General features: G+C 66.5%; 11 protein-coding genes. 10 read left to right on the top strand and 1 reads right to left on the bottom strand.

The genetic code is table 11. The annotated features are described in order from the left end of the window. The first annotated feature begins 66 nt into the window (after window positions 1-66). From N0B28_RS02625 to cycA, 6 genes are all read left to right on the top strand, one after another. Window positions 67-2,127, top strand: coding sequence for a TonB-dependent copper receptor (locus N0B28_RS02625; protein WP_275730191.1), 2,061 nt, complete (start codon window positions 67-69; stop codon window positions 2,125-2,127). Window positions 2,128-2,325: 198 nt separating this feature from the next. Further along, window positions 2,326-4,464: a TonB-dependent receptor gene (locus N0B28_RS02620; protein ID WP_275730188.1), complete on the top strand. Its 2,139-nt coding sequence runs from the start codon at window positions 2,326-2,328 to the stop codon at window positions 4,462-4,464. Between the two features lie 97 nt (window positions 4,465-4,561). After that, window positions 4,562-5,350, top strand: coding sequence for an ABC transporter ATP-binding protein (locus N0B28_RS02615; RefSeq protein ID WP_100632896.1), 789 nt, complete (start codon window positions 4,562-4,564; stop codon window positions 5,348-5,350). Continuing rightward, entirely contained in the window at window positions 5,347-6,291 is a 945-nt protein-coding gene (locus tag N0B28_RS02610) for an ABC transporter substrate-binding protein (RefSeq protein ID WP_058541574.1), read from the top strand. The genes N0B28_RS02615 and N0B28_RS02610 overlap by 4 nt, the downstream gene beginning before the upstream one ends. Next, a complete protein-coding gene (locus tag N0B28_RS02605; RefSeq protein ID WP_043863484.1) occupies window positions 6,288-7,301 on the top strand; it encodes an iron ABC transporter permease in 1,014 nt (337 codons plus the stop codon). The genes N0B28_RS02610 and N0B28_RS02605 overlap by 4 nt, the downstream gene beginning before the upstream one ends. 178 nt (window positions 7,302-7,479) lie before the next feature. Beyond that, on the top strand, window positions 7,480-8,901 hold the full coding sequence (cycA, locus tag N0B28_RS02600; RefSeq protein ID WP_054916158.1) for a D-serine/D-alanine/glycine transporter: 1,422 nt from the start codon (window positions 7,480-7,482) through the stop codon (window positions 8,899-8,901). Here the strand turns inward: cycA and N0B28_RS02595 are convergent. After that, the gene (locus N0B28_RS02595) at window positions 8,892-9,422 is read right to left on the bottom strand and encodes a hypothetical protein (RefSeq protein ID WP_196932992.1); all 531 of its coding nucleotides are present in this window, start codon (window positions 9,420-9,422) and stop codon (window positions 8,892-8,894) included. The two genes, cycA and N0B28_RS02595, sit on opposite strands and share 10 nt — an antisense overlap. A 247-nt stretch (window positions 9,423-9,669) precedes the next feature. Between N0B28_RS02595 and urtA the strand changes: the two genes are divergently transcribed. The 4 genes from urtA to urtD all read left to right on the top strand — a co-directional run bounded on the left by urtA (window position 9,670) and on the right by urtD (window position 14,501). After that, window positions 9,670-10,935: an urea ABC transporter substrate-binding protein gene (urtA, locus tag N0B28_RS02590; protein ID WP_043863487.1), complete on the top strand. Its 1,266-nt coding sequence runs from the start codon at window positions 9,670-9,672 to the stop codon at window positions 10,933-10,935. 127 nt (window positions 10,936-11,062) lie between these two features. Further along, window positions 11,063-12,565, top strand: a complete 1,503-nt coding sequence (gene urtB, locus N0B28_RS02585) for an urea ABC transporter permease subunit UrtB (RefSeq protein ID WP_043863488.1) — start codon at window positions 11,063-11,065, stop codon at window positions 12,563-12,565. Continuing rightward, the gene (urtC, locus tag N0B28_RS02580) at window positions 12,565-13,644 is read left to right on the top strand and encodes an urea ABC transporter permease subunit UrtC (protein ID WP_043863489.1); all 1,080 of its coding nucleotides are present in this window, start codon (window positions 12,565-12,567) and stop codon (window positions 13,642-13,644) included. The genes urtB and urtC overlap by 1 nt, the downstream gene beginning before the upstream one ends. Beyond that, complete coding sequence (gene urtD / locus N0B28_RS02575) at window positions 13,641-14,501, top strand: urea ABC transporter ATP-binding protein UrtD (protein WP_167400197.1); 861 nt, start codon at window positions 13,641-13,643, stop codon at window positions 14,499-14,501. Before urtC ends, urtD begins: the two co-directional genes overlap by 4 nt. Window positions 14,502-14,574: the final 73 nt, after the last annotated feature.

Below are 14,574 nucleotides of genomic sequence, written 5' to 3'. Positions count from 1 at the left end.
CCCCAGGGCCCGGCTTGCTGCCGAGGCTCTTGCGCACCCTCACGACCACACGATGTTGGAAATACTATGTCCGGCTCTACCGTTACCCTGCGCCTGTCGCTGCAAGGCACCATCGCCCTGCTGTGCGGCACCCTGTTCAGCCACGTGGCCCTGGCCGCCGACAGCGGCCACGAAGGCCACGACCACGCCGAACTGAGCCCCACGGTGATCACTGCCGTGGCGCCCAGCTCGCCGCTGACCATCGTCACCAACCCCAAGGACCCACGCCAGCCGGTGCCGGCCAGCGACGGCGCCGACTACCTCAAGACCATCCCGGGCTTCTCGGCCATCCGCGCCGGTGGCACCAACGGCGACCCGGTGCTGCGCGGCATGTTCGGCTCGCGCCTGAACATCCTCACCAACGGCGGCGTGATGCTCGGCGCCTGCCCCAACCGCATGGACGCACCCACCTCGTACATCTCGCCGGAAACCTACGACCGCCTCACCGTGATCAAGGGCCCGCAGAGCGTGCAGTGGGGCCCCGGCGCCTCGGCCGGCACCATCCTCTTCGACCGCGAGCCCGAACAGTTCGGCGAGCTCGGCAGCCGCGTCAACGCAAGCCTGCTGGCCGGCTCCAACGGGCGCTTCGACAAGGTGCTGGATGCTGCGGCAGGCAACGCACAGGGCTATGCACGCTTTGTCGGCAACCAGTCGCGCTCCGACGACTACAAGGACGGCAACGGCGACACCGTGCCCTCGCGCTGGGACAAGTGGAACGGTGACGTGGCCCTGGGCTGGACCCCGGATGCCGACACCCTGCTCGAACTCACTGCCGGCAAGGGCGATGGCGAGGCGCGCTATGCCGGGCGCGGCATGGACGGTTCGCAGTTCAAGCGCGAAAGCCTGGGCCTGCGCTTTGAGAAATCCAACCTGGGCGGGGTGCTCGACAAGCTCGAAGCCCAGGTCTACTACAACTACGCCGACCACGTGATGGACAACTACAGCCTGCGCACCTCGCCCACCAGCGGCATGATGGCCGGGCCGATGGTCAGCAACGTCGACCGCCGCACCCTCGGCGGGCGGCTCAAGGCCACCTGGCGCTGGGAGGACGTGACCCTGGTCAGCGGTGTCGATGCGCAGACCAACGAACATCGCCAGCGCGGCGGCATGGGCGTGGATGCGCACAAGGCCGAGCCCTGGACCAAGGACGCGGACTTTCACAACTATGGCGTGTTCGGCGAGCTGACCTGGGAAACCTCCAGCCAGGACCGCCTGGTCAGCGGCGCGCGCCTGGACCGCGCCTCGGCCAAGGATTTTCGTGAAGCCAGCGCCACCCGCGGCAACACCCGCGCCGACACCCTGCCCAGCGGGTTCGTGCGCTACGAGCACGACCTGCTCGACCTCCCGGCCACCACCTATGTGGGCCTGGGCCATGCCCAGCGCTTCCCCGACTACTGGGAGCTGTTCTCGCCCAAGTCGGGCCCGGCCGGCTCGCTCAATGCGTTCGACTCGATCAAGCCGGAGAAGACCACCCAGCTGGACGTGGGCATCCAGTACAAGACCGAGCAGCTCGAAGCCTGGGCCTCGGGCTATATCGGCCAGGTGCGCGACTACATCCTGTTCGACTACCGTCCCGGCATGATGGGCATGCTCAGCTCCCAGGCGCAGAACATCGATGCCCGTATCATGGGCGGCGAGCTGGGCGCGGCCTATCAGTTCGCGCCCAACTGGAAAGCCGACGCCACCCTGGCCTACGCCTGGGGCAAGAACAGCAGCGATGGCAAGGCGCTGCCGCAGATGCCGCCGCTGGAAAGCCGCCTGGGCCTGACCTACAGCCGCGACGCCTGGAGCGCCGGTGCGCTGTGGCGCCTGGTCTCGGCGCAGAACCGCATCGCCGAGGGTTCCGGCAACGTGGTGGGCAAGGACTACGAGAAAAGCGCAGGCTTCGGCGTGTTCTCGCTCAACGGCGCCTACCGCGTGAGCAAGAACATCAAGCTCAGTGCCGGCGTCGACAACCTGTTCGACAAGGCCTACGCCGAGCACCTGAACCTGGCGGGCAATGCCGGCTTCGGCTACCCGGCCAGTGATCCGCAGGCGATCAACGAGCCAGGGCGTACCCTCTGGACCAAGGTCGACCTGAGCTTCTGATGCACCACCCGGGCGCGGCCACTGGCCGCGCCCTCTGGCAGACCGGCGGCGCCAACCTGAGCCCTGCTCATGCAGCACATGAGCACGCTGCGCTACCGCCAATCGGCAAAATGTTACATTATACGCCCCGAAAAACACCTGCCTCGAACCCGGCGCACCGACGCGCCCGGGCCTTATGGACAAGCGATTCCCCTTCCGATGAACAAGTACCTGATCGGCTCCCTGAGCCTGCTGGCCGCGTGCGATTGCGCCCTGGCCAACACCCTGACCCTGCCTGCCGGCACCATCACCGCCACGGCCGACGCCGAACAGCGGGTCAGCCTCGATACCCCGACCAGCGCCGGTTCGCGCCTGAACCTGAACGCCCTGCAAACCCCGGGCAGCGTCGAGAGCCTGAGCGGCGAGCAGGTACGCGCACGTGGCGATCGCAGCGTACAGGACGGCGTGTCGCGCAGCACCGGCATCAGCCGCACCGGCACCCCGGGCGATGGCGGCACCTCGCTGCAGGCCCGCGGCTTCACCGGGCAGAGCTCGGTGATGCAGCTGTTCGACGGCAACCGCATGTACACCGGCATGGGCACCGTGACCTTCCCGGTAGACACCTGGTCGGTGGAACGCATCGACGTTCTGCGCGGCCCGGCCTCGGTGCTGTATGGCGAAGGCGCCACCGGTGCGGTGGTCAACGTGGTGCCGAAAAAGCCCTTCGAGGGCGAGATCGTCAACCACCTGCGCCTGGGCTACGGCAGCCACGACAGCCAGCAGACCGCCCTCGACAGCGGCGGCTCGCTCACCGACAGCCTGAGCTACCGCCTGAACATCAACCAGCTGCGCAGCAACGGCTGGATCGACCACGGCGACTCCAGCAGCACCGCCATCAGTGCGGCGCTGCGCTGGCAGGCCAATGACGACCTGGCCTTCACCCTGGCGCACGACTATGGCGACCAGAAGCCGATGAACTACTTCGGCACGCCGCTGATCAACGGCCACCTGCGCGAGAGCCTGCGCGACAAGAACTACAACATCAGCAACGACAAGCAGCACTACAACGACCAGTGGACGCGCCTGACCACCGAGTGGCAGATCAGCGACAGCGTCAGCTCCACCAACGAGCTGTACTACCTCAAGGCCAACCGCCGCTGGCAGAACGCCGAGAACTACACCTGGAATGCGGCCAGCCAGCAACTGCTGCGCAGTGGCAACTTCGGCATCAAGCACCAGCAGGAGCAGCTGGGTGATCGCCAGACCTTCACCTTCAGGCACAGCCTGTTCGGCCTCGACAGCCAGACCCTGGTGGGCGCCGACTACAACCGCATCCGCTTCCAGCTCAACAGCAACGCGCCATTCAACGACAGCATAGTCGGCGGCGAGCCGATCGACCTGCGCCACCCGCAGCGCAGCGGCTTTGCCAGCGATTCGGCGTACCGTCCGCAGTTCGACAGCCTGACCCACCAGTTCGCGCTGTTCGCAGAAAACCGCCTGCAGCTCACCGAGCGCCTGTCGCTGGTGACGGGCGTGCGCCGCGACGTGGTGCACCTGGACCGCAACGACCTGCGCAGCGAAGTGACCGGCAACACACGCAGCGACACCAGCCTGGACGGCAACAACTGGAAGGCCGGGCTGGTGTTCGCCCTCACCCCCGAAACGTCACTGTATGCCCAGCACGCCACCAGCACCGATGGCGTTGGCGGCTTGATCTCGCTGAGCCCCGACCAGCAGCAGTACGGCCTGGCCAAGGCGCGCCAGACCGAGGTCGGGGTCAAGCAGCAGTTCTGGCAGCAGCGTGGCGAATGGACCCTGGCGGCATACCACATCGTCAAGAAGGACCTGCTCACCGACGACCCGTCGCAGATCGGCACCGGCCGGCAACTGCAGGTGGGCAAGCAGTCGTCCGACGGCATCGAGGCCAGCCTGGACCTGCAGCTGCCGCACGACTGGCAGGTACAGGCCAACGCCGCGTTCGTGCGTGCACGCTATGACGAATTCGAGCAGGAGGTGAACGGCGTGATGGTATCGCGGGCCGGCAACCGCCCCACCGACGTACCGGGGCGCACCGCCAACCTGTGGCTGAGCAAGGGCCTGACCGACAGCCTGCGCGCAGGCGCCGGGGTGCGCTATGTGGACGGGCGCTATGCCGACATGGGCAACACTACCCGGCTGCCGAGCTACACGGTGGTGGATGCCTCGGTGGCGTGGCAGGTGCTCAGCGATACCACGCTGGGCCTGCAGTTGAACAACCTGTTCGACCGTCGGTACGCGCAAAGTCAGTACAATGACGGCCAGCAATGGATCCTGGGTGAGCCGCGCGCGTTCTTCGTGACGGCCGACTACACCTTCTGACCGCGTCGCCCCATTCGCCGGCAAGGCCGGCTCCTGCACACCACACCGGTCCTGCAGGAGCCGGCCTTGCCGGCGAAGAGGCCCGAATAGACGACACATGACCACCCTGAATATCCACAACCTGCACTGGTCCCCCAAAGGCCACGGCCACTGCCACCACCAGTTCCAGCTGCGTGGCGTCGACCTGCAGGTGCGCCCCGGCGAATTCGTCGGCCTCATTGGCCCCAACGGCAGCGGCAAGACCAGCCTGCTGCGGTGCGCCTACCGCTTCAACGCCCCCGAACGCGGGCACATCACCCTCGACGACCACAACCTCTGGCAACAATCGCCGCGCTGGTGTGCCCAGCGCATCGCGGTGGTGCTGCAGGAGTTCCCCGACGCGTTTGGCCTGAGCGTGGCCGAAGTGGTCGCCATGGGGCGCATTCCGCACCAGGGCCTGTTCGACGGCGACAGCAGCCAAGACCGCCAGCGTGTGCAGCAGGCGCTGCTCGACGTCGGCCTGCACGGCTTCGACGACCACGCCTTCGCCACCCTTTCGGGCGGTGAAAAGCAGCGCGTGATCCTGGCCCGCGCCCTGGTGCAGCAACCGCGCGTACTGATCCTCGACGAACCGACCAACCACCTCGACCCGCGTTATCAACTGGCCCTGCTGCACCAGGTGCGCCAGCTGCGCATCGCCACCCTGGCCAGCATCCACGACCTGAACCTGGCCGCGGCCTTCTGCGACCGCCTGTACGTACTCGACCACGGCCGCATCGTGGCCAGCGGCACACCGCACCAGGTCCTCACCGCCGAGCTGCTGCGCGAGGTGTTCGGCGTTCAGGCGCTGATCGACCGCCACCCGCTGGCCGACCATCCACGCATCACCTGGATAGCCCCCCAATGATTCGATCCGCCCTGCTTGCCGCGCTGCTGCTGGTCGCCGGCCCGGCCCTGGCCGAGGCCACGCGCTACCCGCTCACGGTGCACAGCTGCAACCGCGAGGTGACCTTCGCCAAGGCCCCCGAACGCGCCCTGAGCCACGACATCAACATGACCCAGATGATGCTCGCCCTGGGCCTGCGCACGAAGATGGTCGGCTACAGCGGCGTCAGCGGCTGGAAGGCAGTGACCCCGGCGCTGCGCAAGGAACTCGACGGCCTGCCGGAGCTGGCCAGCAAGTACCCTTCGGTGGAAACCCTGCTCAACGCCAACGTCGACTTCTTCTTCGCCGGCTGGGACTACGGCATGCGCGTGGGCGGCGACCTCACCCCGCAGAGCCTGGCGCCGCTGGGCATCGCGGTGTACGAGCTGACCGAGTCGTGCGCGTTCGTGATGAAGCGCCCGCCGGCGAGCCTGGACGACACCTACACCGACCTGCGCAACCTGGGCCGGATCTTCGACGTGCAGGCCCGCGCCAGCCAGCTGATCGAGCAGATGCAGCAGCGCGTGGCCAGCGTGCAGCAGCACCTGCCGGCGCAGCGCCCGCGGGTGTTCCTGTATGACAGCGGCGAAGACCGCGCCATGACCTCCGGGCGCCTGGGCATGCCCGAGGCGCTGATCAACGCTGCCGGCGGGCGCAACATACTTGATGACATCGAGGCCAGCTGGACCCGCGTGAACTGGGAAAGCGTGGTCGAACGCAACCCCGAGGTGATCGTGATCGTCGACTACGGCGAGATCACCGCCGCGCAGAAGCAGCAGTTTCTGGAACAGCACCCGGCCCTGCAATCGGTCGACGCGGTGCGTAACCGGCGCTTCGTGGTCATCCCCTATGTGGCCGCCACGCCGAGCCTGGAAAACGTCGAGGCGATCGAGGCCATCGCCAAGGGCCTGCACGGCGCATGAACACTCGCTATCGCCTGATGCTGCTGGCGCTGAGCGGCCTGCTGCTGGTGTCGTGCGTGCTCTCGCTGGGGTTCGGTTCGGCCCCGGTGCCGGTCGAGGTGGTCGCCCGGGTGCTGCTGTTCAAGGTGTTCGGCATTGCCCCCGAGGTGCCCGCCTGGACCGCCGGCCAGGAACATATCGTGTGGCTGATCCGGGTGCCGCGCATGCTCCTGGGCGCGCTGGTGGGCGGCGGCCTGGCGATGATCGGCGCGGTGCTGCAGGCGGTCACGCGCAACCCGCTGGCCGACCCGCACCTGCTCGGCGTGACCTCCGGCGCCACCCTGGGTGCGGTGCTGGTGGTGCTGCATGTGGGTGAACTGATCGGCGTGCTGACCCTGCCGCTGGCAGCCTTTGTCGGCGCGCTGTGCAGCATGCTGCTGGTGCTGGCGATTGCCAGCCGGCATGGCCGCCTGGACAGCGACCGCCTGTTGCTGTGCGGGGTGGCCGTGGCCTTCGTGATGATGGCGCTGGCCAACCTGCTGCTGTTCATGGGCGATCATCGTGCAAGCTCGGCGGTGATGTTCTGGATGCTCGGCGGCCTGGGCCTGGCGCGCTGGGAGCTGCTGGCGGTGCCGGCAGCCAGCGTGCTGCTGGGGCTGGGCCTGCTGCTGGGCATGGCACGCGCGCTCAATGCGCTGATGGCCGGCGAGCAGACCGCCGTGACCCTGGGCCTGAACGCACGCTCGGTGCGCCTGCTGGCGTTTCTGATCTGCTCGCTGCTGACCGGCGTGCTGGTGGCGATCAGCGGTTCCATCGGCTTTGTCGGCCTGATGGTGCCGCACATTGCGCGGCGCCTGGTGGGCGCCGAGCACCGCCGGCTGCTGCCGGTGTCGCTGCTGCTGGGCAGCCTGTTCCTGATCTGGGTGGATGTGGCCGCACGCACCCTGATCGCCCCTGAAGACCTGCCCATCGGCATCGCCACGGCGGCCATCGGCGGGCTGTTCTTCATCGGCATGATGCGCCGGCGCTGAACTGCTGCCTGGCGCTGAGCCCTTGCCTGGCCGGGAAATCCTGCCTTGACCGCGATCAACAAAGCGGTGCGAACGTACCAACTTGAGACGTATTGCCACCTCGCCAGGGCAAAAGCCCGTGATAGCCTAGCGAGCGCTTCACGCACAAGAAGACTGACTCCTCAATGGAATGCCACCCATGACCAACCAGCAACCGCCGGACACCCCGGCCCACGACCTGCAACGCAACCTCACCAACCGCCATATCCAGCTCATCGCGATTGGCGGGGCCATCGGCACCGGCCTGTTCATGGGCTCGGGCAAGACCATCAGCCTGGCTGGCCCGTCGATCATCTTCGTCTACATGATCATCGGTTTCATGCTGTTCTTCGTCATGCGTGCCATGGGCGAACTGCTGCTGTCGAACCTCAACTACAAGTCGTTCATCGATTTCTCCGCCGACCTGCTCGGCCCCTGGGCCGGCTACTTCACCGGCTGGACCTACTGGTTCTGCTGGATCATCACCGGCATTGCCGACGTGATCGCGATCGCCGCCTACTCGCAGTTCTGGTTCCCTGACCTGCCGCAATGGGCGCCGGCCCTGGCCTGCGTCGGCGTGCTGCTGTCGCTGAACCTGATCACGGTGAAGCTGTTCGGCGAAATCGAGTTCTGGTTCGCCCTGATCAAGATCATCGCGATCATGGCGCTGGTGTGCACCGGCCTGTACATGGTGTTCGTCGGCTTCCAGTCACCCACCGGCACCAGTGCACAGCTGAGCAACCTGTGGAATGACGCGGGCATGTTCCCCCATGGCCTGATGGGCTTTTTCGCGGGCTTCCAGATTGCCGTGTTCGCCTTCGTCGGCATCGAACTGGTGGGCACCACCGCCGCCGAGGCGAAGAACCCCGAGCGCACCCTGCCGCGGGCGATCAACTCGATCCCGATCCGCATCATCATGTTCTACGTGCTGGCGCTGATCGCGATCATGGCCGTCACCCCGTGGCGCGACGTGGTGCCGGGCAAGAGCCCGTTCGTCGAGCTGTTCGTGCTGGCCGGGCTGCCGGCGGCGGCGAGCATCATCAACTTCGTGGTGCTGACCTCGGCGGCCTCCTCGGCCAACAGCGGGGTGTTTTCCACCAGCCGCATGCTGTTCGGCCTGGCCCAGCAGGGCGATGCGCCGAAAAGCTTCGAGACCCTGTCCAGCCGCAAGGTGCCGGCCAACGGCCTGTACTTCTCGTGCACCTGCCTGCTGCTGGGCGCGGCCCTGATGTACGTGATCCCCGACCTGATCGAGGCCTTCACCCTGGTGACCACGGTGTCGGCGATCCTGTTCATGTTCGTGTGGACGCTGATCCTGCTGTCGTACCTCACCTACCGCAAGGAGCGTGCGCCGCTGCACCAGGCCTCGAAGTACAAGATGCCGGGCGGGCGCTTCATGTGCTGGGTATGCCTGACGTTCTTCGCCTTCATCCTGGTGTTGCTGTGCCTGGAGAGCGATACCCGCCAGGCCCTGCTGGTGACGCCGCTGTGGTTCGTGCTGCTGGCCGTGACCTACCAGACCGTGCGCCGCAAGCGCCAGGCGCGTGTGCCGGTGCCCGCTACCACGCCGCGTCAGTCGTAGTCGTACTCCTGCTGCTGGAGGGCTTGGGCAAGCCCTTCCAGCACGCCATCGGCCTCGGCCCGCTGTTCGGGCGAAGGGCCGCTGGCAAACTGGCTGCGCTGCTGGCCCAGGGTGAGGAACGCATTGTCGCCATCACCCCAGATATACGAATAGACCAGCAGGAAGCTGTCCGACTCCGGCTTGGCGTACTTCGCCATCTGACGCAGAGGGGCCAGCAGCTGGATCATCTCGCCGTAATTGTTGGTGAACTCCACCAACGCGAACTGCCAGACCTGCGACGCCTCGTCGTACTGCATCAGGCTGCCGTACATGCAGTCGACCCAGCCCTGAAGCAAATCGCCCAGCGCCACCGCATTTTCAGGCGCCTTCTGGTCAAGATCACGTACCCCGTGCACCTCCGCGGCGTCCAGCCATTGCTGCCAGTCATCGAACTCGCCAGCGCCCGCCGCAGGTGAGGTCATCGCGGCCTGGTACTGGGCCGGGGTGATATTGCAGCGAAAGTACAGCGATGACGCTTCCATGGCGAAAATCCTTGAGCCGAGTTGAAGTGAGGGCGCAAGCATAAGGCATCGCCGTGAACTATTGCTGTGCAGTCTTGCGCGTACTGCACCACGGCAAGCGCCATCCCGGTGCACCCACCCTGCCCTGCACCTTGTGAACACGCTGCTGGCAAGCCTGTGTACGACATCGGCACAGCCCTTGCTAAAGCTCTCTGCACAAAGTCGCGGTCTGCCCAGCAGAACCATTCGATCCCATGGAGAGAGCACTATGAAGCGTCGCAGTCTGATCAAGGCATTCACCCTCAGCGCGTCGATTGCCGCGATGGGCCTGAGCTGGACGGTCCAGGCCGCCGAGACCATCAAGGTCGGCATCCTGCATTCGCTGTCGGGCACCATGGCGATCTCCGAGACCTCGCTCAAGGACATGGCCCTGATGACCATCGAGCAGATCAACGCCAAGGGCGGGGTCAACGGCAAGCTGCTGGAGCCGGTGGTGGTCGACCCGGCCTCCAACTGGCCGCTGTTCGCCGAGAAGAGCCGCCAGTTGCTGACCCAGGACAAGGTCGCGGTGGTGTTCGGCTGCTGGACCTCGGTGTCGCGCAAGTCGGTGCTGCCGGTGTTCGAGGAACTCAACGGGCTGCTGTTCTACCCGGTGCAGTACGAAGGTGAAGAAATGTCGCCCAACGTGTTCTACACCGGGGCGGCGCCCAACCAGCAGGCGATCCCGGCGGTGGAATACCTGATGAGCGAGGACGGTGGCGCGGCCAAGCGCTTCTTCCTGCTGGGCACCGACTACGTGTACCCACGCACCACCAACAAGATTCTGCGCGCGTTCCTGCACAGCAAGGGCGTGGCCGACAAGGACATCGAGGAGGTGTACACCCCGTTCGGCCACAGCGATTACCAGACCATCGTGGCCAACATCAAGAAGTTCTCGGCCGGGGGCAAGACGGCGGTGATCTCCACCGTGAACGGCGACTCCAACGTGCCGTTCTACAAGGAACTGGCCAACCAGGGCCTGAAGGCCACCGACGTGCCGGTGGTGGCGTTCTCGGTGGGTGAAGAGGAGCTTCGCGGCATCGACACCAAGCCGCTGGTGGGGCACCTGGCGGCATGGAACTACTTCGAGTCGGTGGACAACCCGGTCAACACGCAGTTCGTGGCCGACTGGAAGGCCTATGCCAAGGCGAAGAACCTGCCGGGCGCCGACAAGGCGGTGACCAACGACCCGATGGAGGCCACCTATGTGGGCATCCATATGTGGGCCCAGGCGGTGGAAAAGGCCAAGAGCACCGATGTGGACAAGGTGCGCGAGGCGCTGGCGGGGCAGACGTTCAAGGCGCCGTCGGGCTTCACCCTGACCATGGACAAGACCAACCACCACCTGCACAAGCCGGTGATGATCGGCGAGATCCAGGATGACGGGCAGTTCAGCGTGGTGTGGCAGACCGAGCAGCCGCTGCGCGCGCAGCCGTGGAGCCCGTTCATTCCGGGCAACGACAAGCGGCCGGATTATGCCGTGAAAGGCAACTGAGGCAGGGGGCCGCCGTGCGGCCCATCGCGGGTCAAGCCTGCTCCCACAGGGATCACCGAACTCTGTAGGAGCGGGCTTGACCCGCGAAGAGGCCCTGACAGTCACCTAACCTTTCGAGGAAGCCGCCATGCCCAAGGCACTCCACTCGCTGTTGCTCGCCCTGCTCCTGCTGCTGCCTCTGGCAGCCCGGGCCGCTGGCGACGCCGACTACTTCATCGCCGCCAAGCCCAACGAACAGGCCAGCCTGCTGCAGGGCTGGGCGGCGCAACCCGACCCCGCGCGCCTCGAACTGCTGAGTTCGCTGCAGCAAGGCCGCCTGGGCCCGGACGACAGCCGCAAGCTGCGCCTGAACAACCGCCTGCGCGGCCTGGTGGACAACGCCCTGGCCAGCCATCGACTGCTCAGCGATGACGCCAGGGTCCGCCTGGCCGCCGCCCAGCAACTGCAGAAAAGCGCGCAGCCCGCTCAGGTCGCCTTCCTCGACCGGCGCTTTGCCAGCGAGCCCGACGCCGCCGTGCACGCAGCCCTGGGCCTGGCCCTGGCCAACCTGCAACTGGTCGCGACAGACCCCGCCGTACGCCTGGCCGCCGTGCGCCTGCTGGGCGAAACTGGCGACCCGATGGCCCGCACCCGCCTCGAAAGCCTGCTCGATCCCAGTGTGGAAACCGACCCCACGGTGCGCACCGCCGCCGAAACCAGCCTGGCCCAGGTCAAGCGCAAGCTGCTGATCGGCGAGCTGCTCGGCCAGGCCTTCAGCGGGCTGTCGCTGGGTTCGATCCTGCTGCTGGCAGCCCTGGGCCTGGCGATCACCTTCGGCCTGCTGGGGGTGATCAACATGGCCCACGGCGAAATGCTGATGCTCGGCGCCTACAGCACCTACGTGGTGCAAGTGCTGGTGCAGCGCTACGCCCCCGGCGCGCTGGACTTCTACCCGCTGCTGGCACTGCCGGTGGCCTTCGGTGTGAGTGCCGGGGTCGGCATGCTGCTCGAACGCACGGTGATCCGCCACCTGTACGGGCGCCCGCTGGAAACCCTGCTGGCCACCTGGGGCATCAGCCTGATCCTGATCCAGGCCATCCGCCTGCTGTTCGGCGCGCAGAACGTCGAGGTGGCCAACCCGGCCTGGCTCTCCGGCGGCCTGCAGGTACTGCCCAACCTGGTGCTGCCCTACAGCCGCCTGGTGATCATCGGTTTCGCCCTGTGCGTGGTGCTGCTCACCTGGCTGCTGCTCAACCGCACCCGCCTGGGCCTGAACGTGCGCGCCGTCACCCAGAACCGCAACATGGCCGCCTGCTGCGGCGTGCCCACCGGGCGCGTGGACATGCTCGCCTTCGGCCTGGGTTCGGGTATCGCCGGCCTTGGCGGCGTGGCCCTGAGCCAGATCGGCAACGTCGGCCCGGACCTGGGCCAGAGCTACATCATCGACTCGTTCCTGGTGGTGGTGCTCGGTGGCGTCGGGCAACTGGCCGGCAGCCTGTGGGCCGCGTTCGGCCTGGGCATAGCCAACAAGTTGCTGGAGCCGCAGATCGGTGCGGTGCTCGGCAAGATCCTCATCCTTGCGCTGATCATTCTGTTCATCCAGAAGCGTCCGCAAGGCCTGTTCGCCCTCAAGGGACGGGTAATCGACTGATGAACCAGCCACTGCTTGTCACTGCTACGCAAAAAGCCGGCCCGCGCCTGACCCTGGCCGTCGGCGCCCTGGTGCTGCTGGTGCTGATCGCCCTGCCACTGCTGTCGTTGCTGCCAGCCGGCCACAGCCTGCAGGTGTCGGCCTACACCCTGACCCTGGTGGGCAAGATCCTGTGCTACGCCATCGTTGCCCTGGCGCTGGACCTGGTGTGGGGCTACGCCGGGTTGCTGTCGCTGGGCCATGGCCTGTTCTTCGCCCTGGGCGGCTACGCCATGGGCATGTACCTGATGCGCGAAGCGGCCGGCGACGGCCTGCCGGCGTTCATGACCTTTCTGTCGTGGAGCGAGCTGCCGTGGTACTGGGCCGGTACCCAGCACTTTGCCTGGGCACTGTGCCTGGTGGTGCTGGCGCCGGGGCTTTTGGCGCTGGTGTTCGGCTACTTCGCGTTCCGTTCGCGGATCAAGGGCGTGTACTTCTCGATCATGACCCAGGCCCTGACCTTTGCCGGCATGCTGCTGTTCTTTCGCAACGAGACCGGCTTTGGCGGCAACAACGGCTTCACCAACTTTCGCAGCATCCTGGGTTTCGAGATCACCGCCCAGGGCACCCGCGCGGTGCTGTTCCTGCTCACCGTGGCCTTGCTGGCGGGCAGCCTGTACCTGGGCTGGCGCCTGGCGCGCAGCAAGTTCGGGCGCGTGCTCACGGCGCTGCGCGACGCCGAGAACCGCCTGATGTTCTGCGGCTACGACCCGCGCGGCTTCAAGCTGTTCGTGTGGGTGCTGAGCGCCGTGCTGTGCGGCCTGGCAGGTGCGCTGTACGTGCCGCAGGTGGGCATCATCAACCCCAGCGAGATGTCGCCCACCAACTCCATCGAGGCCGCCGTGTGGGTAGCCCTGGGCGGGCGCGGCACGCTGATCGGGCCGCTGCTGGGCGCCGGCGTGGTCAATGGCATGAAGAGCTGGTTCACCGTGGCGTTCCCCGAGTTCTGGCTGTTCTTTCTCGGTGCGCTGTTCATTCTGGTAACGCTTTACCTGCCCAGGGGCGTGGTCGGTCTGCTGAAGAAAAGGGGTGAACAATGAGAAGCGTACCGCTGCCTGCCGTACACCCCGAGTTCATGCTCGAACCGATCATCGACGCCGGCAGCGGTCGCGATGCCATCGGCCTGGGCCAGGCACGCCAGCCGGGGCTGGACGTGCGCCACGGCACGGTGCTGACGCTGGAGGACATCAGCGTGAGCTTCGACGGCTTCAAGGCGCTGAATGCGCTGAACCTGTACATCGGCGTGGGCGAGTTGCGCTGCATCATCGGGCCCAACGGGGCGGGCAAGACCACGCTGATGGACGTGATCACCGGCAAGACCCGCCCCACCACCGGCAAGGCCTGGTTCGGCGAGACCCTGGACCTGACGCGCATGAGCGAGGTGCAGATCGCCCAGGCCGGTATCGGGCGCAAGTTCCAGAAGCCGACGGTGTTCGAGGCCTTGAGCGTGTACGAAAACCTGGAACTGGCGCAGAAGGCCGACAAGTCGGTGTGGGCCAGCCTGTGCGCGAGACTCGGCGGCGAACAGCGCGACCGTATCGACCAGGTGCTGCAGACCATTCGCCTGACCGGGTCGGCGCAGCGCCCGGCGGGGTTGCTGTCCCATGGGCAGAAGCAGTTTCTGGAGATCGGCATGCTGCTGATGCAGGACCCGCAGTTGCTGCTGCTGGACGAACCGGTGGCGGGCATGACCGACGCCGAGACCGAATTCACCGCCGAGCTGTTCAAAAGCCTGGCCGGCCGGCATTCGCTGATGGTGGTGGAGCACGACATGGGGTTTGTCGGCAGCATTGCCGACCATGTGACGGTGCTGCACCAGGGCAGCGTGCTGGCAGAGGGTTCGCTGGAACAGGTGCAGGCCGATGATCGGGTGATCGAGGTTTATCTGGGGCGCTGAAAAGCTTCGCCGGCAACGCCGGCTCCTACAGAGACACCGCGGCTCTTGTAGGAGCCGGCGTTGCCGGTACAGA

Origin of the sequence: Pseudomonas sp. SD17-1, assembly GCF_029201585.1 — a bacterium.
Classification (GTDB): domain Bacteria; phylum Pseudomonadota; class Gammaproteobacteria; order Pseudomonadales; family Pseudomonadaceae; genus Aquipseudomonas; species Aquipseudomonas palmensis.
Note: the sequence above shows the minus strand (reverse complement) of the source record. Positions and strands in the feature narration are given on the sequence as shown.

Coding starts and splice junctions, on each gene's coding strand:
- N0B28_RS02625 (WP_275730191.1), top strand. CDS start 67: ATGTCCGGCTCTACCGTTACCCTGCGCCTGTCGCTGCAAGGCACCATC.
- N0B28_RS02620 (WP_275730188.1), top strand. CDS start 2,326: ATGAACAAGTACCTGATCGGCTCCCTGAGCCTGCTGGCCGCGTGCGAT.
- N0B28_RS02615 (WP_100632896.1), top strand. CDS start 4,562: ATGACCACCCTGAATATCCACAACCTGCACTGGTCCCCCAAAGGCCAC.
- N0B28_RS02610 (WP_058541574.1), top strand. CDS start 5,347: ATGATTCGATCCGCCCTGCTTGCCGCGCTGCTGCTGGTCGCCGGCCCG.
- N0B28_RS02605 (WP_043863484.1), top strand. CDS start 6,288: ATGAACACTCGCTATCGCCTGATGCTGCTGGCGCTGAGCGGCCTGCTG.
- cycA (WP_054916158.1), top strand. CDS start 7,480: ATGACCAACCAGCAACCGCCGGACACCCCGGCCCACGACCTGCAACGC.
- N0B28_RS02595 (WP_196932992.1), bottom strand. CDS start 9,422: ATGGAAGCGTCATCGCTGTACTTTCGCTGCAATATCACCCCGGCCCAG.
- urtA (WP_043863487.1), top strand. CDS start 9,670: ATGAAGCGTCGCAGTCTGATCAAGGCATTCACCCTCAGCGCGTCGATT.
- urtB (WP_043863488.1), top strand. CDS start 11,063: ATGCCCAAGGCACTCCACTCGCTGTTGCTCGCCCTGCTCCTGCTGCTG.
- urtC (WP_043863489.1), top strand. CDS start 12,565: ATGAACCAGCCACTGCTTGTCACTGCTACGCAAAAAGCCGGCCCGCGC.
- urtD (WP_167400197.1), top strand. CDS start 13,641: ATGAGAAGCGTACCGCTGCCTGCCGTACACCCCGAGTTCATGCTCGAA.